24 protein-coding genes are annotated in these 25,593 nt (G+C 53.1%); 1 reads left to right on the top strand and 23 read right to left on the bottom strand.

What is annotated here, in order from left to right; genetic code table 11:
* Positions 1–357: 357 nt before the first annotated feature.
* The 21 genes from LQ229_RS17700 to LQ229_RS17600 form a co-directional block, all read right to left on the bottom strand.
* Positions 358–804 (bottom strand): ArpU family phage packaging/lysis transcriptional regulator, encoded by a 447-nt coding sequence (locus LQ229_RS17700; RefSeq protein ID WP_230192408.1) that lies wholly within the window; start codon positions 802–804, stop codon positions 358–360.
* Positions 805–1,061: 257 nt separating this feature from the next.
* Positions 1,062–1,820 carry an N-acetylmuramoyl-L-alanine amidase gene (locus tag LQ229_RS17695; protein ID WP_230192407.1) on the bottom strand — a complete coding sequence of 253 codons (759 nt, stop codon included), beginning with the start codon at positions 1,818–1,820 and terminating at the stop codon, positions 1,062–1,064.
* Positions 1,817–2,263, bottom strand: a complete 447-nt coding sequence (locus LQ229_RS17690; protein WP_230192406.1) for a phage holin family protein — start codon at positions 2,261–2,263, stop codon at positions 1,817–1,819. The genes LQ229_RS17695 and LQ229_RS17690 overlap by 4 nt, the downstream gene beginning before the upstream one ends.
* A gap of 66 nt (positions 2,264–2,329) precedes the next feature.
* Positions 2,330–3,724, bottom strand: coding sequence for a hypothetical protein (locus LQ229_RS17685; RefSeq protein WP_230192405.1), 1,395 nt, complete (start codon positions 3,722–3,724; stop codon positions 2,330–2,332).
* Positions 3,725–3,740: 16 nt separating this feature from the next.
* Positions 3,741–4,337, bottom strand: a complete 597-nt coding sequence (locus tag LQ229_RS17680) for a YmfQ family protein (RefSeq protein ID WP_216540087.1) — start codon at positions 4,335–4,337, stop codon at positions 3,741–3,743.
* A complete protein-coding gene (locus LQ229_RS17675; RefSeq protein WP_230192404.1) occupies positions 4,327–5,289 on the bottom strand; it encodes a baseplate J/gp47 family protein in 963 nt (320 codons plus the stop codon). The genes LQ229_RS17680 and LQ229_RS17675 overlap by 11 nt, the downstream gene beginning before the upstream one ends.
* 93 nt (positions 5,290–5,382) lie before the next feature.
* Positions 5,383–5,811, bottom strand: a complete 429-nt coding sequence (locus LQ229_RS17670) for a DUF2634 domain-containing protein (protein ID WP_216540085.1) — start codon at positions 5,809–5,811, stop codon at positions 5,383–5,385.
* Entirely contained in the window at positions 5,804–6,073 is a 270-nt protein-coding gene (locus LQ229_RS17665) for a DUF2577 family protein (protein ID WP_216540084.1), read from the bottom strand. The genes LQ229_RS17670 and LQ229_RS17665 overlap by 8 nt, the downstream gene beginning before the upstream one ends.
* A 1-nt stretch (position 6,074) precedes the next feature.
* Positions 6,075–7,067, bottom strand: coding sequence for a hypothetical protein (locus LQ229_RS17660; RefSeq protein WP_216540083.1), 993 nt, complete (start codon positions 7,065–7,067; stop codon positions 6,075–6,077).
* A gap of 13 nt (positions 7,068–7,080) precedes the next feature.
* The gene (locus LQ229_RS17655) at positions 7,081–7,719 is read right to left on the bottom strand and encodes a LysM peptidoglycan-binding domain-containing protein (RefSeq protein WP_230192403.1); all 639 of its coding nucleotides are present in this window, start codon (positions 7,717–7,719) and stop codon (positions 7,081–7,083) included.
* Positions 7,720–7,730: 11 nt separating this feature from the next.
* The gene (locus tag LQ229_RS17650; RefSeq protein ID WP_230192402.1) at positions 7,731–8,069 is read right to left on the bottom strand and encodes a hypothetical protein; all 339 of its coding nucleotides are present in this window, start codon (positions 8,067–8,069) and stop codon (positions 7,731–7,733) included.
* 6 nt (positions 8,070–8,075) lie between these two features.
* On the bottom strand, positions 8,076–9,968 hold the full coding sequence (locus tag LQ229_RS17645) for a hypothetical protein (RefSeq protein ID WP_230192401.1): 1,893 nt from the start codon (positions 9,966–9,968) through the stop codon (positions 8,076–8,078).
* 13 nt (positions 9,969–9,981) lie between these two features.
* Positions 9,982–10,146 carry a hypothetical protein gene (locus tag LQ229_RS17640; protein ID WP_216540080.1) on the bottom strand — a complete coding sequence of 55 codons (165 nt, stop codon included), beginning with the start codon at positions 10,144–10,146 and terminating at the stop codon, positions 9,982–9,984.
* 20 nt (positions 10,147–10,166) lie between these two features.
* On the bottom strand, positions 10,167–10,589 hold the full coding sequence (locus LQ229_RS17635) for an XkdN-like protein (RefSeq protein WP_216540079.1): 423 nt from the start codon (positions 10,587–10,589) through the stop codon (positions 10,167–10,169).
* A gap of 532 nt (positions 10,590–11,121) precedes the next feature.
* Positions 11,122–11,562: a phage tail tube protein gene (locus LQ229_RS17630; protein WP_216540078.1), complete on the bottom strand. Its 441-nt coding sequence runs from the start codon at positions 11,560–11,562 to the stop codon at positions 11,122–11,124.
* 27 nt (positions 11,563–11,589) lie between these two features.
* Positions 11,590–12,657: a phage tail sheath subtilisin-like domain-containing protein gene (locus LQ229_RS17625; RefSeq protein WP_230192400.1), complete on the bottom strand. Its 1,068-nt coding sequence runs from the start codon at positions 12,655–12,657 to the stop codon at positions 11,590–11,592.
* Positions 12,658–12,701: 44 nt separating this feature from the next.
* Positions 12,702–13,151, bottom strand: coding sequence for a DUF6838 family protein (locus tag LQ229_RS17620; protein ID WP_230192399.1), 450 nt, complete (start codon positions 13,149–13,151; stop codon positions 12,702–12,704).
* A gap of 45 nt (positions 13,152–13,196) precedes the next feature.
* Positions 13,197–13,523 carry a hypothetical protein gene (locus LQ229_RS17615; protein WP_216540075.1) on the bottom strand — a complete coding sequence of 109 codons (327 nt, stop codon included), beginning with the start codon at positions 13,521–13,523 and terminating at the stop codon, positions 13,197–13,199.
* Entirely contained in the window at positions 13,523–14,065 is a 543-nt protein-coding gene (locus LQ229_RS17610; RefSeq protein WP_216540074.1) for a phage head-tail connector protein, read from the bottom strand. The genes LQ229_RS17615 and LQ229_RS17610 overlap by 1 nt, the downstream gene beginning before the upstream one ends.
* 259 nt (positions 14,066–14,324) lie before the next feature.
* On the bottom strand, positions 14,325–15,182 hold the full coding sequence (locus tag LQ229_RS17605) for a MurR/RpiR family transcriptional regulator (RefSeq protein ID WP_230192398.1): 858 nt from the start codon (positions 15,180–15,182) through the stop codon (positions 14,325–14,327).
* A 103-nt stretch (positions 15,183–15,285) separates the two neighbouring features.
* Positions 15,286–16,479 carry an anhydro-N-acetylmuramic acid kinase gene (locus tag LQ229_RS17600; protein ID WP_230192397.1) on the bottom strand — a complete coding sequence of 398 codons (1,194 nt, stop codon included), beginning with the start codon at positions 16,477–16,479 and terminating at the stop codon, positions 15,286–15,288.
* A 212-nt stretch (positions 16,480–16,691) separates the two neighbouring features.
* On the opposite strand from LQ229_RS17600, the gene murQ reads away from it, so the two are divergent.
* On the top strand, positions 16,692–17,657 hold the full coding sequence (gene murQ / locus LQ229_RS17595) for an N-acetylmuramic acid 6-phosphate etherase (RefSeq protein WP_230192396.1): 966 nt from the start codon (positions 16,692–16,694) through the stop codon (positions 17,655–17,657).
* 108 nt (positions 17,658–17,765) lie between these two features.
* Here the strand turns inward: murQ and LQ229_RS17590 are convergent, their stop codons facing one another.
* Both LQ229_RS17590 and hemW read right to left on the bottom strand, forming a co-directional pair.
* Entirely contained in the window at positions 17,766–23,378 is a 5,613-nt protein-coding gene (locus LQ229_RS17590) for a family 10 glycosylhydrolase (RefSeq protein WP_230192395.1), read from the bottom strand.
* 983 nt (positions 23,379–24,361) lie between these two features.
* Positions 24,362–25,564, bottom strand: a complete 1,203-nt coding sequence (hemW, locus tag LQ229_RS17585) for a radical SAM family heme chaperone HemW (protein ID WP_230192394.1) — start codon at positions 25,562–25,564, stop codon at positions 24,362–24,364.
* Between the last annotated feature and the right edge of the window lie 29 nt (positions 25,565–25,593).

Raw genomic sequence — 25,593 nt, 5'->3', positions numbered from 1 at the left:
ATTGAGCCATAACAAAATCCCCTCTAAAGAATGTTTTCTCAACAATCTCATTCTAAACGAGGATTTTGACTATGGCTCCCTTTATTTTTGAAGCCTTAGCATTTTACACAATTATACGGACTCAACTCAAGCGCATGGGTCGAATCAGCCGCTTTAATACGAAATTTCATACACACATCGGAGATCAGAGCCCTGATTCTGTAAATTTGTGCGAAAAATGAAAAAGACAACCTCCAGAGCCTTACGGGGGCGGGGCTGGCTCTTAGAGAAGGTTGTCCGTTTATTTTTAAGTAAACGTCAAGATGCTTATGTGTTTTCGATACGTTCGCTAGGTAACCGTCCTATACGTACGAAATGTTACAGGTACACCTGAATGTTTAGTGAGAAGGCAATCTTTTTAAAAGCTTCCCACTTTAATTTATAGAAGGTATATTCGCTAATCGGCGGATCGAAGATTTGGTTGTAGACGACATAATTATAGACGCGATCGGGCTTGACCATCTCTTGAATCAACAGCTTCTCGCGATGCGGCAGCCGTTCGATAATGCGTTCAATGCGTTCGCAATATTGCTTGCGTCTCTCAGGCTCGTCCACATTGTAAACTGCAACGTCCGCGGTTTTATCGCTCGTTTCGTTCGTTCGCCCGTGCAATCGTTCGGTATACGAGGCCGTTACGGCCGTTTCTCTTATTTCAAAGGTGACGGTTTTGAAAAAACGGTATTTTTCCAGCGCATCTTCTACGGCCGCTTTCGTCCGTTTCCGGTCCAGTTCGCGAAGCTTAGGGATATTCACTGGTTGAAGCATACGATCACTCCTTTGTAAAAAATCAGGTATATATCGCATTTACGGAATATTTGCCGGGCATACGGTCACCGAGTCAGGCTTGCCCTCGGCATCGTGGCGAGGGGAATGCGAGAACAAGCCGTGATCAAGATCGATAGATATGCAACCCGACGAAAAAAAGGAATATATTCCCGAGAGGATGTTCTTATTATAACACAAAAATAAGAACGTGTGTTCTTATTTTTTGCGACATATTTCGACTTTTCTAAAGTTGTGGCCTAATTTTGTTTCGTAATGCGAACCGTTTTCGTCGCGTTATCCCATTCTACGTTGTATCCCAGTGCCTCCGCGATCGATCTTGCGGGGACATAAACGGTGGATTCGATCAAATAACCGTCGCTGATCGGTTGATCGTTGACATAAATCTTGATCGAGGAATCAGCGTCTGGACTCGGTTTCGTGTCGGGCTTGGTGCCGGACTTTCTCTGTAGCGAGTATCGAGCAACAATCCCATCTGCGATCGCATTCGCACAGTGCCGGCGAAAAGCGTCTGATTTGAGCAATTCGGCTTCCTGCCGATTCGTCATAAACCCGCATTCCACTAAAATGGCAGGCATGTTGGATTCCCTGAGCACATGGAAGTTGGCGGTTTTCACGCCACGGTCATGTAACCCTGTCTGTGCGATGAGCTGCCGATGCACTTCATTGGCCAAGGCAACGGATGCGGCCGGCTTGGTCGTATAGACGTACGTTTCGATACCGCGCGCGTCGTTCCATCCGCCGGAGCCGAACGCGTTGGCGTGGATGGATACGAACAAATCCGCTTTCCATGCGTTTGCGCTGTTCGTCCGTTCTTTCAACGGAACGTCGCGACTGTCTTCGAACGTGAACATCGTCTCCACGCCTTCGTATTGGGCGAGAAGTTCCGACGTATATCGAGCGACGGCGGCATTGAATTGATACTCCCTAAGCGAGCCGTCCGGCGCACGTTTGCCCGGCGTTTCCGGCCCGTGACCGGCGTCGAGGACGATTTTCATCGTACATCACCTTCCCCTTTTCGTTTTAGTATGGCTATTAATTCCTTTATACGTTCGGGCAGGGGGAGCCCGAGACGGCCATAGTTTTCCGTAATCGAAATTAGTTCATTCGCCAAATAAAAATAAATGGCACCCGTCATAATGACGTCGGTGCCAAAAAGTACATCGAGCCGATGGCCGATCAAAATGATCAGCAGCATCAGACCTTTCTTCGCCAAGCCCCAAAATCCGATCTCGCTGTTGAGCCCTTTCTTCTCTTTCAACGATGCGATCAATCCAGTCACGTAATCCAGTGCAACAACCAGAAGAAAGAACCCTAGCAATTCGCTCCACCCCCCGTATGCGTAAGTTAAAAAAGCGGAGAAAATGCCGGTCGCCCCGGCCGTTGTCGCCTGCTCCGCTGAATAAATTCCCAAAGCTTGGCCGATTAATTTAAAATTCATGTTTTCTTTACCCCCATGTGAAAAAAGATGGCCCCCGGACATGCTCCGAGGGCATAAAAATAGCGACTACTTTTTTAATAACAAGGGAATACAGCGTAATACGAGTAAAGCAAGACCTTCAGGCTTTAGATGGTAGTCTCTTTCGGCGCTCTCTTCATTGTGGGAGATAAGTGCTCCGTCGAGCGTAAAAGCGCGCGATATCGTTTGATCTTGTCTTCCCAAATATTTCACAGTCAGAAAGCGATCTCTGATGTAGTCATAATACGGTGCATAATCATAAGCTCTACTCTCATACTCGGCATAACGATCGCCGTTTGCATTAAAAAAAACATATCTAAAAGCATCGGCGTCAACTATCTCATTACCTTTCCGATGCCAGGCTAATGTTTTACTGCCATCCCGATTTGTCGCAACGCTTGCTTCGTAAAGTTTTTCATCATCATAACCAATTTTTTTAGTCCACGCCAAGACCCCATCAGCGCTGACTTTACTAAGGAAAACATCATAATAATCATTGCTGGAATCCACGTATTTTCTGATGATGTACAGCCATTTTCCGTCCCCCGACACTGCAAAATCGTTTATATCGCGATATTTTTCGGGTAATATACTACTAAGAGATATATCCTTAATAAATATCAAGTCCTTATTGTATATACGGATAAATTTGTTGTAGTCTTCACTCATGTGTGTGTACACATTACCATGCTCATCTATTCTCGCGTATCTTCCGTAAGCCAAAGCGTTTTCTTTTTTTAGCACATTGAGATATTTATCCATTGCGCCCGGAACTGTTCGCATTTTTCTTACAAAATCTTCAATTTGCCCAATTTTATTGGATAAAGTACTCCAATCGTCATTCGCGGATGCTGGAACCCCCTTGGCGCTGATGGCACCCGCGATTTTATTTTTCGCATCAACGCCAGATTGCTTTAAATTTTGAATCTCCGATATAAGGTTGACGCCTCGAACAATCACATCGCCGTGGACTACACCGCCAGTAGCCAGGGACAGACTCGCGGCCTTGGCGTTTGCTTCCGCTTGGTTCGCTTTGGCTTGGGCGCCTGCTGGGGTTTCGGCGCCAATGTTTTCGGCGGTTAGTACAACATCACCGGTCATGCCGTTTACGGATTTAACCTTGCCGGCATCAGACATTTTCTCGTTGGTGTAATCTTGTGCCGCCTTAAGTGTATCGTCAATCTCTTGCTTGCGGGCCACATGATTCGCTTCAGTCGGCGCGCCCACTTTGAACTGGCCTGCCTCGTTGCGTTGCACGATGCGATTGGCGGTTGCTTCGGGTGTTGCGCCGTGAGCGGTAGCGGCGTTATTATGCGAATCAAGGTCGGACTTGGTCGCGACCCCCGCATCGAGGATATCGTAATTTTCATTAAAGGAAGCCAATGTTACGTTTTCGTTTCCGAGCGGTTTTTTTAGACCGAGTCTTGGCGTTAAGTCTGGCATGTCACCGTCACTCCTTTCAAAGTTTCCAAATTTCGAATTGCTTCCAGGTCATTGGATGTTCGTCAAAATGATTCCACACAATATCGGCGGCATCCAGTTCGTCCCATGTAAGATAAGTAAACTCATACCTCACCGCCAAATGCGCCGGCTTGATCTCTTCGATCGCCGCTTTCAAATCGTCCAAATTCGCCGGGATGCCGCGCGTGTCGACGAAGGTGATCGTGAATTGGTACTGCTCGGGCTGCTCGCTCACTTCCACTTTGCCGCCGTCGTACGCTTCGGCAACGTTTTGAATCAACTCGACAGTCACCGTGCCGACGCCGCGCAGCTTCGATTTGATGACCGAGCGGCGTTGGTCGAGCGGCTTGGCTCCATCGGTAGGCAGATCGCACAGCTGCTCCCACAGCTTCAGCCCCCATGTAGCCGTATCGACGAACATTTGCGCGAGCGTGTCGTCGATCGAAGCTTGCAGCTTCCCGATTTCTTCGGCTTCGCAATCCAGCACGTTGTTCATAATCGGCGATCCCGCATAGAAGTAAGGCAAATAACTTCTCATCTGCCTGCCAAGATCGTCCCGGCCCGAATCGCGGCCAACTTTAAGCTCAAGCTTCATGGCAAGTCACCGTCCCGACCACCGCGACGCCGTCGGCGGGAATATCGATATTGCCGGAAGTCCGCCCATTAACGCTAAGCCCTTGATAATCTACAACCGACGGGGTATCGAGAATCAAATTCGCGATCCGCGTATACCGGACGACCGGATCAAGAAACGCCAATGTCTTCAAGTAACCGCGCATCCCTTCCTCGATCGCTTCCCGCACCGCCTCCAGACTCGCGCCTTGCGTCAGCACAACTTCGACTTCCACATCGATCGGCACCTCTTCGGCCGCCTTGACGGTAACGGAAGCGCCGATCGGGCGCATCTTCTCGATGTAATCGGCGACTTCGCTTACCAAAGACGCCGCGGGCGCTCTCCGTTCTTCGTCCAGCAGGACGACCTCTACCGTACCGTTGCCGTGGCGCAGCGGAAACACTCTCGCTTCCGCGATGCCCGGCACTTCCAGCGCCCATTGCCGGTATTCGTGGGCGTTGCCGCTCGTTGCGGGCTTGCGGACTTTGGCCAGCAAGCGCTCCAGCAGCGACCCGTCCGTCTCCCCGTCGTAGCCGCCCTGTGTCGGCTGCTCGTTCGTCACTCGCTCAATTCCGGCCATATCGCCCAGGATCGAATCGATCATTCCCGCAAGCACATTGCCCCCCGTGCCTGTCTCAACGGCGACGATACGCACAACGGCTCTGCCGTCTGCCGCTACAACAGACTGTTCCTCACTGCGAAACAGCGTTCCGCTTCTCGTTGCAAACAGCGCACCCTTCGGCACAACCGCTCCCTTTTCCCCATAGACGATCACTTCCCCCGCAGCCGCCACCGGCGGTTTGCGCGTGAGCCCATATTCCGCGGCGCGCAAATCCAAAAATTCATCCGCGCTCGTCTGGGCAAACCCGAGCTCCAATACGCGATCCAAATCCGCGTACGACTGGGCGATCTCAATCGCCGCCGGCGACAGCACGCGTCATAGACGAACGAGCCTTCCTGCTTCGCTACGCCGGGCTGTTTGAAACGCGCCAGCAACCACTGCAATACGTTCTCCCAAGTATGCTGCTCAAACACGGATCTCCACCTCCCCATAAACGGTATCCACCGTCATTTCAATGTCAAAGCGGTCTCCGGCCGCTTGTATGCGATCGATTCGCACTCCCGTAATATACGGGCTCATCATAAGCGCCTCCCGAATGTACCGCTCCGCTTCGCTCTGCTGCGCAACGGACGAAGGGGCGCTGCCGATCAAGCGTTCCAGCTCGCTGCCGTAATCCCAACTATAAGCGAGATAACGGTATCTCTCCGTGCGCAGCGCCTTGTAGATCCATACTTTCAAAGCTTCGGTACCTTCCGTCAGCACCAAATTGCCGTCCCGCAGCTTGAAATCGTCACGCGCAAAGTCCCATGCGTACTCCTTATACAACGGAAGCTCCTGCGCCGTTTGCTCGAGCATGCCGGGCGGCACGTCGACAAACGGAAAAACATTATCCATTCGGCTTCACCACCTTACACAGCACGATAAACGTTTGTCCGCCTTGCATCGGCATGACCGCCACCGTATCGCCGATTCGCAGCGCGTCGACGACGAGCAGGTCGGCCGCCGCCAGCAGATCGTCGGGCTCAAGCTCGATCCCGGCGGCTTTGATCTTTAACGACGGAGGCAAGGCGGAAACTTCACCTAGCATCATAGGCAAGGGATTATACTTCTTCCCTTGCTCCCGAATAAACTCCACGAGCCAAGACATGTCGGACATCTTAAATCGCCCCCGTTTCTTGCGCTTCGAATTCATCCATCGTATTCCGGTAGTTCAAGTTCAAACTAACCGTATGCTGGCCGTTCTCAAACGTATGCGTGTCGTTATCGATATAAAAAAGACCGGTCAACCCGGTCACTTCCTCTTCGATCCTTACAGCGTTGCCCGCGATCAGATCGTATGCGTCCGGTCCCCCGATCAATTGGACGGATGCGGTCGGATCGACGCCATGCAGCATCGCGTCGGCCGCCTGCTTGGCATCCTTATTTTTCTCGATCGAATACACCTGCTGCAGCAGACCGTATTTTGCGCGCCATCCCTGATGCTCCGCCTTGCCGACCGGTTCGCCTTTGTCGCCTACGATGACGACTTTGTTCACCATATTGTCGATCGTCTCGTCGAAATTGGCTTCCACCAGATCGGTCGCGGAAGTTAAAATCCGCTTCGCTACCGTCGCTCCTTTTTCGATCACTTCCAGCTTGCCTTCCCTCATCCGCGGCATGTAGGTTTTGCCGGTCCGGCGCGAAGCGGCCGTATAGGCGGCCATAATCGCCTCGTACGCCGTCTTGCCGACATGCACAAAGCTTTGTTTCACATTCGTTGCCGCCAGCTTCCCGACAGGATATTGAAATTCCGCGCATACCAGCTTCGCGATCGCTTCGGCCGTAATCTGCTTGAAATTTTTCGCAATATTCGATTTTTTCAAATAGATTAATCCGTCGTAGGCGGTATAGGAAATTTCCGTACCGGAAAGCGTCCTGTTCTTCGTAAAAACATATCCACGCCATAATTCCTTCCCTTGCTCGTCCAGCAGCATCAACATTTCGCCCAAATCGATAAACACTTTCGGCAAAAAATGATCATGCGGCGAATAGACAAGAGACACTTCCAGTTTCCGCGCCACTTCGCTCGCATCTCCGCTCCATACGAAGCGGACGGCCAGGTCGGTGATATCGGTAGAAGTTCCTCCGCGCGATATATGCAACAATTTCACGTCGACCCACCCCCTACACGTTCAAAACGGCGCCGATACGCAGTTTCCGTTCGTCCTTAATGTTGTTGTTCTCTTTGAGCGCTTTCCATTTCCCGCTGTCGCCGTATACTTTTTGCGCAATTTTCATCAGCGTATCGCCGCTTTGCACCGTATACGTCTTGGGCGGCGTCCGATCGGCGGGACGGGCGGAGGAGGCTTTGGAAACCGGGCTTTGCCCGCCTGCTCCGGGTACGGTTTTCGCTTGAAGAAACCGGTATTCGCGCAAATCCAGAGTGAAATAGACGTCTTGCGGCCCCTTCCGCTGCGAATAGTTGAAATTTTCGATCGTCATCGCCTCGTTGAACTTGACGCTCTCTCCTGTAATTTTCAAGCGGATCGGCCGCTTGCTGTCGCGCCAACGTTCGATCGTTTCAATACATTTGGCGGGAGGAGGAAAATCCGCATATTGGTATAAACCGTCGTCCGCAATCGGAAAATAGCTGCTTAACGAGACGGATTTCAAACGCCGCTTGCCGATCAGCACCGCTTCGCCCAACTCATGGATATTTACCGTCGTATTGTTCAGCCCTGTCTGGATCTCAAAAGATTGCGGCGGAACGGGAAGCCATAAACTTTCCGCTTCATTATTGAAGCTTAGTTTGAATGTAATCAATGTTCTCCCTCCTACGCCATATTGAATCCGGCGCCCTCCAGCTCATTGCGCAGCAGCAGCGCCCATTTCTTGAAATCCGCCTCTTCGCGGGCCACGGGATGGTTCAAGTTGATCGTAATATTCCCGCCACCGCGCCCATTGCGGTACTGGTTCGCTTCCTGCGCCGTCAATACGGCTTCATTCTTATGGAGCAGCGCGGGATAGTTATCGTACGGAACGCTGCGCAAACCGGCTGCATGACCATTCGCCGACGCTCCGCCTTGATCCCCGACGATCTGGTCCTTGACCCAACCGAGCGCTTCTCCCAGCCAGCCGGCCACTTTCCCTATCCCTTCGACAAGCGGCTTCAATACGATTCACAGTCCTTCGGCAATCGGCTTGAACACATCCCATAACTTTTGGGCAACGGCAATAATGATCTCGATGATGTCGGAAATCGCCCCGAACACCGGTTCAAGAATCCCCCATACGGTTTGGATAATATCTTGAATCGTCGGCCATGCCTCCATCCAAATATTCCAGAGAAACGTAAACACATCGACCACCCTGGCAATGATCGGACCGAGCGCATCGAAGACGGCGCCGATCGCTTGCTGGAATACGGGCATGTTCTCGACCACCCAACCGATCACGCTTTGAAACAGATTGATGATGGGCGGCAGCAGCGGCGTAATGAACTGCACCGCTTTTTGCACAACGCCGCTAATAAACGACACGATCGGCGGCAGCAGCGGCATAAGCCAATTGATAAATTGGGAAGCCTGTCCGCTAATTAGCGTGAACAGGTTCGTAAACGTGCCGGCAAAACCGTCGATCGAAGCTTTATTATTTTGTAAAAAGGCGACGCCTTTCCCGATTCCGTTCGCGATTGCCGTGCCGATTTGGCCGAACAGCGGGGTAAGCTTCTCCACGATCGGGATCAGCATTTCGAGCGCGGGCTTGAGCGCTTCCAGCATTTTCAGTCCCATATCTTGGACTCCCGCTTTAAAAGATCCGGTGATCGTTTTGATCATTCCGCTACCGGTCTTGGCGAATTTATCCGTTCCTCCGGCGAACGCTTCCGACAAGCTCATGCCTTTATCGTTCTTTATCCCGGATAAATCTCCCCCGGTCCCGTCCTGCGCATGGAATCCGAATTCCTTCAGCGCATCGCCGCTTCCCTTGCCCGTTTTCAAATCGATCAGCGTCTTGACGGCTTCGTCCAATGATTTGCCGGGGTTGACGGCGGCCATATTTTGCGCCAGTTTCACCAGTTCCATGGCTTGCTTCGAATCTCCGCCCGTCGCCTTGAGCGCATTCACCCCGGCGTTCATGACCTCGTCCGCCTCGAACGGGGACGCGTTCGCATGGGAACGCAGCATGGCGACATATTGCTGGGATTCGGCTTTCGCCTGGTCTCCGCTCAGCCCCTTGCCGCCCGCTCCTATGAAATGTTCGATGGACATCATTTGTTTTTCCAGATTCATGCCGCTTTGCAAGGCGGACCCGATGCCGCCGGCGAGTTGGGAACCGAATTTAAGGGCCGCGGCGCCGACGTTCCCCATCATTTTTCCAATACCGGATATGACGCCTGCAATTTTTTGCAGCTTCGGGCTGACCATATCTTTCAATATGGCGGCAACTTTAATCGGAAATTTCGCCATTCCCTTGACGGCCGAAAACATCGATTTAAACGAGTCGACAAAAGGCTGGACTTTCGTGCGAATGATCTGTACTTTTGCGGTAATTTTTTTGATGGCGGCCGATGCGGTATCTCTCACTTTTGTTACAATAGGGATCGTCTTCTCGCGAATACCCTTTAATATATATTTTATCTGCCAAATTTTAGGGGTGATATGATCCTTCACCTCTAACGCTAAATGAACAGGGGTTGCAATAAGCCAATGTACGGCCTTTTTCACTTTCGGGTATTCTTGAAAAAATATCGAAGTGTTCAACATAAGCCCCACCGGCCCAAATTTCATTTCCTGTTTGACCGTATGCGCCATCTTCAACAACCCGTCCCACGTTTTTTGAAAAACGGGCTTTAACGGTTCAATGGCTTTATTGACATCGGTTTTGATTTGTATCTTGAGTTCTTTCAATTCTTCAATTTTCTTTTCGAGATCGGTCAGTTCTTTTTCCGCCTGCTCTTTTTGCACCGTCACCGTCAGTTTGATGTTAGCCATTTGTTTCACCGCTTCCGTCAGCTGTTCCATTTGCTGTGCGGACTGCTTGATCGCCTCTGCGATATTTTTATTCTTCGCCATTCCTCTCACCTCCTTACAACGCCGGCAGCGTCGCCCATACGTTGCCCGTTCTGGCGAGGCGCTCCCGCTCTTCCAGTTCCAGCTCATAGAAAGCGCGGATCAGGCTCCGCTCCCCGGCGGGCATGTTGTGGATTTCGCTCGGTCGGATGCCTTTGCGGCTCCAGTAATAATAGAGCATCTCGCAATAGCCGTCCGACTTTATCCGTTTTTTAACGTTTGCACCGAATCTTCGCCGAAGCCGGACAGCGACGAAATAACGTTATACAATTGCGTCACTTCGCCGGGCAGCAGCAGCTTGGACTCTTCGATAAGCTGTTTCGGCGTCGCGGCGCCGTAGGCTTCGAGCAAGGCCGCGTCTTTGAGCGACGGATCGACGATGCCCTTAATCAGCGTAAAAATTTGCACGCTATTCGTGCTGATATCTTCGACCTCGCCTTTTTTGCCGAAAGAGATCGCAATATTTTGAATTTCCTCGAACTCGTCCATCGTCAGCGCTTGGCATGTGAAGACGACCGGCTCGCCAAGCAAGTCGCTCAGCCGCTTCAGCTCGACCTGTTCCGTCGGCCGTTGAATTTTCGTTTTGTCCATTTTCAATAAAAGATCCAGCGTGTTTTTGCTCATAAGCAGCAGTCCTCCTTAAATGAAGTTCAATTCCTTCGCAGCTTTTTGGTTATGCGGTGAAGGTTTATAACGAAGTCCCCAGTTGAGTCTTTTCCAAAAGGGTTGAATCGAAAATTAAGGGACATTTAGGACATATTCTGTATTGACATAGTCCGCAAGGAAAGGAACTTGGGGTTCTCGTCCAGCCAACGCCAAGCACATCATTCAACCGCCCTGCTCCCAAGTTCGCGGACACATGAGACGCTAATTGTGACAAACAGCCCGATTTCGGACAGTTCGCGGACATACGATCCGTTATTCTCGGCAAAAGAGTAAAAATAAGCCCTTCGACGAACAAATAACGGAACCAATGTCCGCCTAAACAGCAAATAAGCGATTTAGACGCGAAATAACGGCCCTACGGTCCGGATAGCAAATTCCAGATGCAACGCTAGTGGCTAAAAAAGCGTTTTTTGAGAACGAAGCCGAACAAAACGGAATAAGCCCCAATGTCCCCCCAAATTTCGCGGCTCCCTTCTACAGAGCCCGCGAATTACTTCGCAGGCTCGATCGCGTCGGCGACGGTCCAGTCCGTAAAGGTAAACGGCGCTTCCACTTCGCCTTTCTTCTTCAGTTCCCAGTTGATCAACGACAAATCGTTGAAGCTGGCGTCTTTAATAATCACCCGTTCGGCGCCGGCCGCCGACGGATCCGCCAAGCTGGAAACGATCTGAAAGCGCGGATTGATTCCTTGCTTCAGCTTGTCTCCAAGCAGCTTGATCATGCGGGAATTCGCCTTATGCATGCGCAGCGTCCCGCTCCCTTTGTACCCCATAAATTTGCTGTCGGTCGCGAATTTGCCGGATAACGGCACATCTTCCTTCTCGATTTCCAACTTCGCTTCCAATCCCATGACCTCGGCCACATACTCGCCGTCCAACCACGCTTCTCCGAACGTACCGGAAATAACTTGTTCACCGTGAAATTTCGCCATTTGCAATCCCCTCTTCCTTTATCCTTCTTATAAATAAACGGTCAACGAAACATCCTCGATCGCATCGAGCGGCCGTACCTTGGCCGTTAGAAACACTTGATCGCGCGTGTTCGCTTCTTTCATTTCCTGCTCGCTCATTTTGGCCACCTCTTCGGCGCCGAGAATCGATTTTAAATAGGTGCGCTGCGCGGCGATATCGATTTCCGCCGTATTTTTGCCCGGATCGAGAATCCCTTCCTGTTCCAGTTGTTCGAAATACGCGTTGATCGCGGAAACGAGCAGCAATTTGTTCATGTAGCTGTTCTGCACTTTGCCGATATATAGATCTTCGATCGTGTCCTTGATGTCGTGGTACGTTTTGTTCAAAATGCGCACCACTTTCACCTTCTTCCAATCTTCGCCCATTTCTTCGGTCGTTGTGACAAACGATGTGACGCCGCGCGCGATTTTGACCTTCTCGCCGTCGTGGTAAAGAATGAACTGGCCTTTCGTCACCGCTTCGTCCGCTTCCGCCTTCGTCAATAGCGGCACGCTCGTTACTTCGGGCAGCACTTGAAACGTCGGCGCCACGGTCAGCGGCAAGCCGGCGATCAAACCGGCGATCCGCGCCGTATATTGGCTGGCCGAATACGTAGCCCCGCCTACTTCGATACCGTCGGTCGCAAAATTGACGACCGCAGGATGGTCGGCAGGCGCATGCGGCAGCACGGCCATCACTTTGCGTTCTTTGTTGGCGAACAAATTTTTCGCCCAAGCAGACAATACCGCCGTATCGGCCGATTCCACGCCCGGGAACGCGACAATATTGAACTTCATCGTTTCCAACGCTTCCAGCGCTTCATTATAATTTTCCGCCGCTTCCGGAAGGACGACCAGCTTCACTTCCTTCGGCATGCCCATAAAAGCTTGTTCGACGTACTTTCGGTTCTCCGTGTGCAGATTCGCGGGAATATCCTCGACCCCAAACAAAGTGTAAGCTGTTGCGCCGCTGACGGCGGCGTCCTTCAACACCAATGCGACGACGCCCACGGCGCCCTGTTCGACCGCGGACGCGGCCTTTTGTTTAAATACGATATTTACGCTTGGCAACCCCATTGTTACCCCTCCTAATCGGTTTATCCATTCATCTACAATTTTCATCAAACGACATCATCGAAACGCACGCTATTCATGCGCTCGTACTGCGGGCGTTCCCTTTCAACATCGGCCGAAAGCTCGATTCGCAAATAGGCTTCGTCGTCGCGCCGGCCGCCTTGCACCTCCACGATTTCGAACACGCTGCCGTCGGGCGCCGTCAATACGGGCGAGGCCATGAAGGCCGCCAGCATTCGGCCGGCCGTCTCCAGCAAATCGAACAGGTCGGGATCTCCCGCCTCATCGGTTGGCGGAAAATAGACGATCTCCCAGGCGAACTGCGCCTGATACCCCGAAACATTGAGCGAATCGGCATCGTATTCCAACCACTGCACATAGAAAGACGGCTCCTGAAAGCCGCTCGGCGCATAATTGACGTCTATTCGCGGAATATGCGGGAATGTCGCCCGAAGCTTGGCGCGAATCGCATCCAGACTGCTACGAAGCATCGGCATCGCCCTCTCTGCCGAAACGGTCGCGCGGCCTTGCGCCTGCCCGCCTCATAGTCCGCTCTCCCGTTCGATTTGCGCTTCCGTATGATGCCCGCCCGGACGATACGGCGCCAGGGCGCGATACCTCCCGCCATAACCGCTTACCGCCACGACATCGCCGGCGTCGATTTGAGCCCATACAGGCAAATACAACATATACGTTTCCTTCGCCTTCAATCGCGGCGCCGCCCGCTCGGCATCGCCGATCCGCTTCCGCCGCAAGCGGCAAGGATAGGTTCCGATTTCATTCCAGCGCTGCACATACGGCGTGCCGTATTCGTCGAATTCCATTCCCGCGCGCATGACGACGCAAGTTTGCCCTAACAAATGCAGCATTACAACCACCTTCCCGCACATGGTTTCAACAGCGCAGCGACGGCCGGGGGCAGCAGCGACGGCTCGCCCGGCTTCCAGTACGTGACGGAATAATCCCCAAGGCGCTCCGTCATCATCCCGGCTTGATCGCAGTACAGCATTTTGGCGTACAGGAGGCAGGCAAGCTCCACCGACGCCGGCAGAGGCGGCGCGCTCCCGTCGCCCGTTTCGCCCGGAAGAACATATCCCGCTTCGTACGTAACGACGATGTTGCGGTCGCCCTCGGGCCAAACCGCCGGATGCAGCAGCGTACCGTCGTCGAGCGCTTCGAATTCAGGCGCGGCTCCGTCCGGCTCGACGGCGACCGCGTGAACGCGCCGCACCGGTAAACGCCGCAGCTCGATCGTCCGCGAGCCGGTGCCGCTGTACCGTTCCGTTCGCTCCGCCAGCCGCAGCGATCGCCCGCAATAATGTTCGATCGCTTGCGAAGCGGCGGCGATGCACATCGTAAGCCGCTCGTTCGGGCTGTCGTCGTTGTCGGGCAGGCCCAGCATGTTCTTCAACTTCGATAGCGTAGTAAGAATCTCGTATCACCTCTTTTTCCGCACGGCAAAAAGGCCGCCTTTTATCCAAAAGACAGCCTTTGCCGTGCATCGTATTTAGGATGGAGCCCAAACGAATCAAACAACCCGATTCCTCTGTGCTCCATTCTCTATGCTATTACAATATCATGATTACGAACAAATGTTCTTATTCTATTCTTTGTTTTCTCTTATATTTTTCTTTGAGCAGGCCCGGGCGGGGCGGACGAGGGCTTAGCATTTACTCGTATCGCTTCGATATTTTTACCGCTTGCCGCGTTTTTTCGAGCGACATAATGTTTTCCTCGTAATTGTTCCGCGCCACGCCGACGAACAGAATATCGATTACGTTCAACTGCGCGATCCGCGAAGCCATCGCTCCGCTGCGGATGCTTTGCTCGAGCGAGCTCGTGAATAACCGGATGTCGGCCAGTTCCGACACGGGATTGCTGCCGAATTTGGTAAGCGAAACAATCGTCGTGCCCGATTCCTTGGCGATCGTTAGCGATTGGACGATATCTTCCGTCCGCCCCGAATACGAAATGCCGAACGCGACATCCCCTTCCCGCAAATTGGCGGCGATGGTCGCTTGCGAATCAAAGTCGTACGCGCTCTCGCACCAACGGTTGATCCGCGTCAGCTTCTGTTTGAAATCTTGCGCGATGACGGCGGAAGCGCCTACGCCGAACAAGGCGATTTTGCCCGCATGCGTCAAATGTTCGATCGCCCGTTCCACCTGATCCGCTTGCAAGACCGACAGCGTGTCTTGAATCGACCGCATATTGTTATGCGAAACCGAGTCGATCAAGGAAGCGACCGGCCCTTCCATTTGTATTTCTTGGTACGTATCTTTCAATTCCTTATTGCGGGCCAAATCCGCCGCGATTTTCAGCTTCAATTCCTGAAAACCTTTGTAATGCAGAGATTGAGCCAGCCGTACGATCGTCGCTTCGCTGACCTCGGCCAACTCTGCCAATTTCTGCACGGATAAATGAACGACTTCGCTCGGATGCTGCAATATGTATTCCGCGACTTTCCGTTCCATCGGTTTCAACGATTGGAGCGCTTCGCGCAAACTGACGATTCCACCGGCAATCATGGATTCACCTCTTCAAATATTGTGAAAGCGTTGCGAAACTCGGCTTTCCAATATTATATCAATACGCCTCAGGCTTCTGCTAGGTTTTTCATGATATGCCCCGTCAATTCGGCAGCGCCAGCTTTCCCATCACGATATCGCGCGAGGCCCCCGTTGCGGAAGACAAATGATTCGGCAGCCCGAACATATAATGATCGGCAAACACCGCAAACGCAATCGCTTCCTTCGCATCGCCGTCGATCCCCCATTCTTCGGACGCCGTAAGTTTGCATCCTGCCGGCAGTTCCTCCTCGATCATCTTCATTAGCGTGCGGTTATGAGCTCCGCCCCCGGAAACGATAATTTCTTCAATGCGATAAGAGGGAAAAATAAAATCGCGATAATTGCGAACGATGGATTGTGCGGTAAAGGCGGTAAACGTTGCGACAATATCTTCGGGAGCAAGCGCGGCGGACTGAGCTTCTTCAAGCCATTGCTCGGCATAGAAAGCGCCGAACGCTTCTCTTCCCGTCGTCTTGGGCGGACGGATTGCAAAAAAGGGATGCTCCAACATGCGGTCGAGCAAAACTTGATTCGCCTTCCCTCGCGCCGCCCAAGCGCCGCCTTCGTCGTAACTCCGCTCGCCGCCCGACAGCCTGTATACCGCCTGATCGATCAGCATATTGCCCGGACCCGTATCGAAAGCGAAAATCCCGTTGGACGAAGCGCCGGCGGGAATAACGGTGCAGTTGCCGATTCCCCCGATATTTTGCGCAATTCTCCCTTTGGACGGATGCCGCAGAAACATATAATCGAAATAAGGAACGAGCGGCGCTCCCTGCCCGCCGACGGCCATATCCGCCGTTCGGAAATCGCCGACGACCGGAATGCCCGTTTCTTTGGCGATCACCGATATATCGCCAATCTGCAGCGTTGAAGGAACTTCCCACCACCTCTCCTCGCTCGCGGCAGGAATATGCCACACCGTCTGGCCGTGCGAGCCGATCAAATCGATTTCGTCCGGCGCAATGCCGGCCAGTGCAGCCAACCGGCGCACGGCATCGGCAAACAAGCGGCCCAAATAAAAATTTATTCCGCATAACATCGCCGCGCTGGAATGCTCGAGACTGCAAGCCTGTTTCAATTTCTCGCGGACTTCGCCGCTATACGGAACGGTTGTAAAAGCCGCCAACTCGATGTCCGCGTCAAGCCCCTGTCCGCCAATCCGCACAAGGGCGGCGTCGATGCCGTCGAGCGACGTTCCGGACATTAAACCGACGACGAAACGGCTATTTTTATGAATATACGTTTCCAACATGCTATCCTCTCCCGCTATAAAGTAACTTTCTTTCATTATTTCAATTCATATGCAGTAAGCGCTTCATCATTTACGACCTATTATACCGTTTTTGAAATAAAATTTCAATTAAAGATCAAATTACTTAAATTTTATTTTACAAATAACCGTTTATGCTTTATACTTAAAAGTGGAAAATAGTGGGATAAATACTGAAAAAGGAGAGAGACGTCATGCTGAATTTGTTGGGCGAATTAACGACAGAACAGTTGAATCCGCGCACAGCGCATATTGACGGGCTGGAAACCGAACAGATTATTCGTTTGATCCACGAAGAAGATCGGCAAATCGCCGATTCCATCCGCGCAGCAATTCCGCAAATCGCGGCCGGCGCCGATATGATCGTCCATTCGCTGCAAAACGGAGGCAGACTGTTCTATGTCGGTGCGGGAACGAGCGGCCGGCTCGGTATCCTTGACGCTTCCGAATGTCCGCCGACATACGGGATCGATCCCTCGCAGGTCCAGGGCATCATTGCGGGAGGCATGCGCGCGGTAACGGAATCGGTCGAAAGCGCCGAAGACGACGAGCAATTGGGCATTCGCGATATCGAAGAGCGGGACGTATGCGCCCAAGATTGCGTCATCGGCATCGCGGCGAGCGGCCGAACTCCATACGTGCTCGCCGCCATGAAGCGTTCGGCGGAGCTCGGGGCAAGCGTGATCGGTTTATGCAATAACCGGAACACGCCGATGAAGCAATTCGCCCGGCTCGTTATCGAAGCGGTTACCGGACCGGAAGTCATCCTCGGCTCGACGAGAATGAAGGCCGGCACATCGCAGAAACAAATCCTGAATATGTTGACGACGACCGCGATGATTCGCCTGGGCAAAGTATTCGGCAATTTAATGGTGGATTTGCAGCCTTCCAACGAGAAACTGCTCCATCGCGCCAAGCGGATCGTTCAAATCGCCACGAGCGGCACCGATGCCGAAGTGAACGAAGCGTTCGCCGCTTCCGGCGGCAATGTGAAGCTCGCCATCGTCATGATGCTGGCCGGACTGGACCGCGGCGCCGCGGAACAATTGCTCGCACAGTCGAACGGATTCGTCCGCGAGGCGTTAAGGAGGGCAGGCAGCGATGCCGATTCGCTTCAAGCCGGCGATTCCGAAGCTGCGGCAGCAGACGGTCCGGCGTAACGCGATATGTATCGCCCGCGGATGCAATTATCCATCATATCCTTGTTAACGGGAGCATCCCGTCCCACGATATCCGTGAGACGGGATGCTTTTTGTGTTCGCCCGATTCTAATGGTTCTCGTAATCCAACAACGCCAAGATCAACACGACCGCTTCGGCGCGGGTGGTGAAATCGTTCGGCGCGAACGAATTGCCTCCTCGGCCTTTCATCAGCCCCGCTTCTGCGGCAGCCGCAATATAGCCGCGCGACCACTTCGGCGCGCTGTCGGCATCGGCAAACGTCAAGGCCGCATCGGGATCCGGCTGCAGCGAGACGGCGCGAACGGCCATCGCGGCGATTTCCGCGCGGGAAATCCGCTGTTTCGGACGGAACGTATTGTCGTCATAGCCGGTGACGATGCCCGCCTCGACCGCTTGCATGACAAAGCTTCGAGCCCATGCCGGAATGCTCGCCGAATCGGCAAAATCGATCTCCCCGCCCGCTCCGGCCGCGAGATCCGCTTGCGCGAGCGCGCGCATCAGCATGGTCACAAACTCGGCGCGGGTTACTTGGCCTTGCGGCCTGAACGTGCCGTCCTCGTAACCGGTGACGAAACCGAGTTCGACGGCTCGCAGTATCGCGTCTTTGGCCCAATGTTCGGATATATCCGTCAGTTGCACGGCAGGCGCCGGCTTCTCGCCCGGCTTCCGGCCCGGCTCTTCTCCGCCGCCGTCCGGTTCTTCAGGCTTCTTGTCATCCGGCTTCTTCTCGCCGACGGGACTCGTGACGCTTCCACCGCCGCCTCCTCCGCCGCCGCTGCCCGGGCCGGTCGACGCCCGCTTCACCACGAGACGGTAGTCGGCCGTTAAATTGCCGACCGTCGCCGTAATCACGGTTTCGCCGGCCGCTCGCGCCGTAACGGCGCCTTGCTCGTCAACGGCCGCCACGGAATCGTCGCTGCTAAGGAAGCCGATGCCCGCCTTCAGTTCCGCAGTGTCGCCATTGCTGTATTTTCCATATACGCGCACTTGGTCTTTCCCGCCGACCGGCAGTTCCCCGGCTCCCGCAATCGACAGGCTCGTTACGACAGGAGCGTCCAAATCCGCAATGCTCATATCGGCATAATAAGCGTTCAATATTCGATCGTATGCCCAGCCTTCCTTCGCCAGCATTTGCGCACCGTACTGGCTCATGCCGACGCCATGCCCGTTGCCGCCGCCGTAGAAGGTGACACGCTCGATGTCGCCCGCTTCCCCTTTCTCGATATCGAACGTGAAGAACGCGGAATAGAGAATGCTCGGATTTTTCAACGTCTGCGCAAGATCGTAATCGCTCGATCCGCCTTTCGCGCGGTAAGCGAGAATATCGGTTTCGCTGCCTGTATCGGTTTTATTCGGACGAATCGTAAACCGGATGTTGAATTCCTTGACCAGCTTATAAGTGCCTGTGCTGCCCTCTACGATCAATTCGGTCATGTTGCCGCCCGCTCCGCGTTTGGCGACGACGAGGTTTTGCAGCGTCCCGATTCCTTCGTCCGGTATCGGCAGATTGGCGAAGCTGCCGTCAGCCTGTTTCGTCAAAATAAAATTCGGATCGGCCGCATGCCGCAGCTTAATATTTTTACTAATCGTCTTTTCCAATTCGGCGCGGCTTAATCCTACTTTCCAACGGAAGTACAGCGAATCGGAATCGTATCCCGTCAGCGACAAATCGCGATAGAACGCCGCGACGGCTTGTTCGTCGGCCGTATCGATTTCAAGCATGCTGCCGCTGTTGTTCGGATCGTACGTATAGCTTCGCGCCGTTAAATACGGAACCGCCGTTCCAGGGAATCGTTGCGTTTCCGCATCCGACCATACTTCATGCTTGGACGCTCCGTAGCCGCCCGACGTCGAGTAGAATCTGGCGTCTACCAGCAAGCCGCCGCTAAGCATGATCTTGCCCGCGGTCTCGTCGACCGCTTGATGGGTCAAACTATTCTCCGCTTGGTTGTTGTACACCTGGCTAAGCGTGCTGTCGTCGATATGAAAGCCTTCATCGGCGAAACGGCTGATGAAATAATCGCTGAGCGCGTACGTCCGGGCCGCGACCGCCTGCGCTTTCAACGCCTCCAAGCCGAAGGAAGCCGGCATTTCGCTAGGAACGACTTGATATAAATATTGCTCGATTCCGACCTCATTGATCAAGCGCAGCCTACCCGGCTCGGGAGATAGGAACACTTCGAACTCGCCGCGATATTTCGGCACCCCATGCGCTCGCTTGAGCGAAGAGATTTCCAACAACGAGCTTGCATGGCTTGGGGCTACATAAATGCGGTTCGTCGTCCGGTACAGTTCCTCGCCGTTCTGCTCGATGCGAATCCGTCCGTCCGCTGCCGTCAGCGCGATCGCAGCGTTCCGCGCGATATCGAACTGCTTGCCGCCGATTTTATCGGTCAGACGAAACGGCTGATCGGAACGGATCTCGATCCGGTTATGGTTCAACTGCGTCATATCCGTAATATCGGCGATATCGTAACGTATGCCGACGCGCATCCGATCGCGCGGCGTCTCGCCGTTCAACACGATCTTTGCTATTTCGCCGCTGCCGTTCAGATGAATGTCCGCGTTGTTTGCGCCGACCATCACTTCATTAAGCGTTCGCTGGACGATGCGGCCGTCCAAATCTTGCTCTACCGTCAAGTTGTCCGCCAGTCTCAATACGCCCGCGTATTCCAGCTCCAGCGTTCGGTCGGCGGCGTTTTTGGCCATGATCTTCTCGGTCAGCAAGTTGCCGGGGCCTTCGCTGTCCGCTGTCATCGCATTGCTCGGAGCGCTCTCGTTATGCACCCGATCGACTGCCGTGACAACATAGGTATATGCTTGCCCGCGAAGCGCCGTCCGGTCAACGTAAGATTGCTGCGCTTCGCCTTGCGTTTTTCGGACCGTTGTCAATAATTGGGCCGGGTCGGACATATCCGGCGCGTCTTTCCCCTCATGACGGTAAATCGCATAATAGGCCGCGTCTTCGTTCTGTGAGGCGTCCTCCCACCGCAATTCGACTCCGTCTGCCCGGGCCGATCCGGCAAACTTCAATACCGGCGCGCTTGGAGCTTCATTGTCCAGCCACGTCAGCGCTGGCGGCAAGGCCGGATAGCGATAGAAGTCAGACGCCAATCTGTCCTTCATGCCTCTCGGATTCGAGAGCACATCCTTGGCGCTGAAAAACATGCTGCCGCCAACCGCAGATGCGAAATTGCGATTATATGTTACCTGATTTGCCAGTTCCTCAGGATCGGACCATTCGTTTACGCGATAGACCGCCTGCCCGATGTAAAGATGCACATCGCTCCCTTCCGTTACCTTTTTCCACCAATCAAGCACCTTCTCATAAGCGGCAGGTCCGTTTCCGAAGTGCCAATAAATTTGCGGCGCGATATAGTCGAGCCATTCTTCTTCCACCCATTTCTTCGTATCGGCGTACAAAGCGTCGTAACTTTGCAGGCCGTTCGTATCCGAACCGGCCGGATCGGTTCCCTTGTTGCGCCAAATGCCGAACGGGCTGATGCCGAATTGGACATAAGGCTTGCTCGCTTTGATTTTGTGCGACAAGGTCTCGATCAGCGTATCGACGTTATTTCTGCGCCAATCTTCTTTTTTCGCAAAGCCCGCTCCGTACTTCCGGAATTCCTCCTCATCGGGAAAATCCACACCGGTCACCGGATACGGATAGAAATAATCGTCGAAATGAACGGCGTCGATATCGTAGCGATCCACCACTTCCATGACGCTGCCGATGAAGAAATCTCTCGCTTCCGGCACGCCGGGGTTGTAATACAGCTTACCTCCATATTCTTCCACCCAATCGGGATGCAGCTTCGCCGGATGATTAGCCACTAATTTGTCTTTATCATTATGCATGCTGATCCGATACGGGTTGAACCACGCATGGAACTCCATATTGCGCTTATGCGCTTCCTCAAGCATAAATGCAAGCGGATCGTATCCCGGGTCTTTCCCTTGCACCCCGGTCAGCCATTCCGACCACGGGCCGTAATCGGACGGATAGAACGCGTCCGCCGTCGGTTTAATTTGGACGATGACCGCATTGATGCCCGTCGCTTCCAGTTCGTCCAATAAAGCGACGAAATCTTTCTTTTGCTGTTCGGCGGTCGTCACGCCTCTTTGCGGCCAGTCGATATTTTCGACCGAGGCGATCCACGCCGCGCGCAACTCGCGTTTGGGCGGCTGCGATTGCGGCGAATGAACAATGAGCAAATAATCGACGAGCTTGCCTTCGAACGTCGCCCTGATTTTCGCCGTACCGGCCGCTTTAGCCGTCACCAACCCGCTCGCGCTTACTTCGGCCACGCCCGGATCGCTGCTCTGGAACGCGGCCGTCTCGGTCACGTCCTGCTCTTCCGTCAGCAGCGTATACGTCGCAAGCACGCGCGCCTGCTTCTCTTCGCCTACCGTCATCGGCGCCAAGTCCGCGATGCGGATGCTCTGCAGTACCGGAACCGGCTTGACGACCGTTAACGTATAAGAGAACGATTTGCCTTCATACGAGGCAGCAATGATCGTCTCTCCTTCGCTGAGCGCCGTAACGACTCCGTCATTCGCAATCGCGGCGACTTCCGGTTTGCTGCTGCTAAATTCGACGCCCGACTCGATCGCTGACGGCTCCGAACTCCCCTCATAGAACGCCAATGCCTTCACCCGTTCCTGTGAGCCGACATCCAATCCTGTGCTGCCCTCAAGCTCGATGGCGGCTATTTCCGCCGCCGCATCCCCTACCGTCAATTCATATACTGCCTCCCAGACGCCGTATTGCGCCGTAATTGTCGTCATGCCTCCCGCGACGGCTCGCACTAGACCGGTTTCGTCAACCGAGGCGATCTCCGCGGAACTGCTGGTGAACGTAGAGCCGGCGGTCACGTCCTGCACGTCCGTGCTTCCGCTATTGGTAGCGAACACCTTGGCTTGCAAGCTGTCGCCTGCCCGCATCTGTCTAAGCCCGGTAATTTCAACGTTCGCCGGATCGGAGCTTGTGTAAATCGCAGATATCTGGTCGAAATATACCGTCCCGCCGTTTTTGTTATTATCGCTCGCTTCCACGATATAGATTTGATTTAACTTGATCGGAGTCTGCAAACCGTTCGGTACCGAAGCGGTCACATACTTCCAACCGACCCAATTCAATGCGCCGGAATTCGTGAAATCAAGTGTCGGCTTCGTTCCCGCCGCATCCTGCAATTGTCCGCGCAGCCAATGATTATTGCCGTCGCCGTACACCCATGCGCCTATTTTCTTCGGATATCCTTCCAGCAAACGTCCCTGCGCTCCGCCGGCATCCTTGAAGTTCATATAAGCCGCCGAAGTGCCGGATGTCCCGGTAAAATCGTAAGTGAGTTTGCCCGAAGCATGTCCGTATTTCACCGGTCCGGGTCTGACATTCCTTTCGAGCTTGGTGGAGCCCGGCACCGTGCGAATTTCGGAAACTTGAATATCCGAAATATCTTCAAAATCTTCGATTAACTTCGCAAATGACGATGCCAACGCGTCCGCAACGGGAAAATCCATCTCTTGCGGTACGGGCGGATCCGGCAATCCCGGCTCGCCGTACACGTCATCCGTTACATTGCCGGCATTCTCCTCCTCGCCAAACACCGGTACATCGCCGTCCTTCGTGCCGCTATTTTCTGCGTAAGCATACTGTGAAGCGCTTTCAATACTAATAAAACTTGTAAATAGCGTTCCCAACAAAACGATGATCGCAATGATTGCAGCCGCGCTTTTTCTAACTCTGTGTATACGACGGAACACGGTTCTCACTTCCTTTTGCCAGTTTTAATCGATTCGCGATCTGAAACTTCTTGCGCAAGGCAACACCTCCCTTTTCTTTTTCTTCTGAACGATTGATTTGAGCGCCACTGCGGATAAAACTTCAACTCAGTGTTTGAAATATTATTTCATACACTTCCAATTTCAGAGTATAAATTTTTCACAGGGATTTGTATATCATGCAAATAGTCCTGATTTTTCACGACCAAAAAAGAATCCTAACGGACTAGCCTGCGACAAAATCAGGCATCGTTTTCTAAGTGGAAAGTCCTGCCTATTCCTATCCATGCATCCGATTATGCATCCTTTTGTCGAAATCCCGTTCGTTCAGGTTAGAGATGATTGATCTTGAGCATATTGTACACGCGCCTCTTAAAGGCTTTCGACATCAGAATGGTTAGTAGGAAATTCGCACCGGTCATCGGCGATCGATCGTTGGTGTACAATGACTTCGATGTGACGGATCCAATGGGTCAAAGCGAAATCTAATGCAGACATGCACGTGATATAACTGCAAAAATCCAGTTGCATCACCCGATTTGGAGGGATATTGCCTTACTAACTGCAGTTCTCCATTTACTCCTGCCTGAATAGCTCCAAAATGAGAAAAACGAGCTTTATTAAATGGATTTTTGCAGTTATATTGCTTACAAAAGCCGGTTTTGCGCGAAATAGATGGATTTTTGTGGTTACTGCGAGGGGGAACTGGAAACAACGTCTAATCTTACTTGGTTATTAGTAACTTTGGGATGAATGGGAAATTCTGGTGGCGCAAAAAAAGCTTCCCTCTGGGAAGCGAATTGATTATGATTTTTATTCAATTTCCCACTGAACGAGAGGGATATCGACAAAAGGAACGAAGGAGCGGAGAAGCCGCTCTCGCTCCACATTCCGAACGCTACTTACTCTATGATCTCCCCGGATACTGTCATTGCGCCGATAAATTCACCAAATACGTCGTTTCCGAACAAGATGCCGCGTTCGCTAAGGCGGTAGCCATGCTCGGTCGCCGTCAAAAAGCCGGCCTGCACCAATTTGCGCAGCGGAGCGGCGAACACATCGTCCATCTCGGCGCCGAACTGTTCGCGGAATCGGGCGCGGCTCACGCCTTCAAGCATGCGAAGGCCTACCATCATAAAATCTTCCATCGCTTCCTCACGGCTGATCTCATAGCTTTCCAGCCGCGGCAGCCCTTTGCCGGCAGCCGTATTGTACGGTTGAACTCCCTTAATGTTCACATGCCTCGTCCGGTTCGCATACCCGTGCGCGCCCGCGCCCAAACCGTAATAATCTTCATTGCGCCAGTACGTCATATTGTGCCGGCTGGCAAATCCGGGCTTGGCGAAATTGCTGATTTCATACTGCTCGTATCCGGCTTGTTTCATGCGCGACATAATATGCAAATACATCTCCAGCTCATCGTCCTCATGCGGCAGCGGGAGCTCGTTTTTTTGGTACATCGTATGGAAGAGCGTATTCTCCTCCACTTTCAGGCTGTAGATCGAATAATGCGGCAAGTCGAGCTCCAGCGCCTTCGTGACGCTATGGGCCAGCATTTCCGTCGTTTGATTCGGCAGCCCGAACATCAGGTCGATCGAGATGTTGTCGAATCCCGCCTTGCGGGCGTTCTCGATGCTGCGGTACACATCGTCGGTGTCATGGATCCGTCCGATCCCTTTCAGCAGATCGTTGTTGAACGATTGGACCCCGAAGCTGATCCGGTTCACGCCGCCCTCTCTCATGACGTGCAGCTTTTCCAAATCGGTCGTGCCCGGATTGGCTTCCATCGAGAATTCGATTTGCGCATGGCGATTAGGGAAATAGGTGCGGATCGACCGCAAAAAATAGTCCATCTGATCGGGCAGCAGCACCGTCGGCGTTCCGCCGCCCACAAAAATCGTATCGATTCTCTCCGGCGGATGAAGCTTCACCGTCTGTTCCATTTCCCGCTCCAATGCTCGCAAATACTCCATCACCGGCTGGCCTTTGAGCACATACGAATTGAAGTCGCAGTAAAAACATTTATTCGTGCAAAAAGGGATATGAATATAAACCGCCTTCGGCGCCCGAATCGTTGCCGCCGTCTCCCGTTCCCGTCCTGTCATCGTCGCTTCTCCCCCCTCTATGCGAAAAG

The sequence above is a fragment of the Paenibacillus sp. CECT 9249 genome (assembly GCF_918697855.1).
Taxonomy (GTDB): domain Bacteria; phylum Bacillota; class Bacilli; order Paenibacillales; family Paenibacillaceae; genus MSJ-34.
This window is presented reverse-complemented; position numbering and strand designations above follow the sequence as displayed.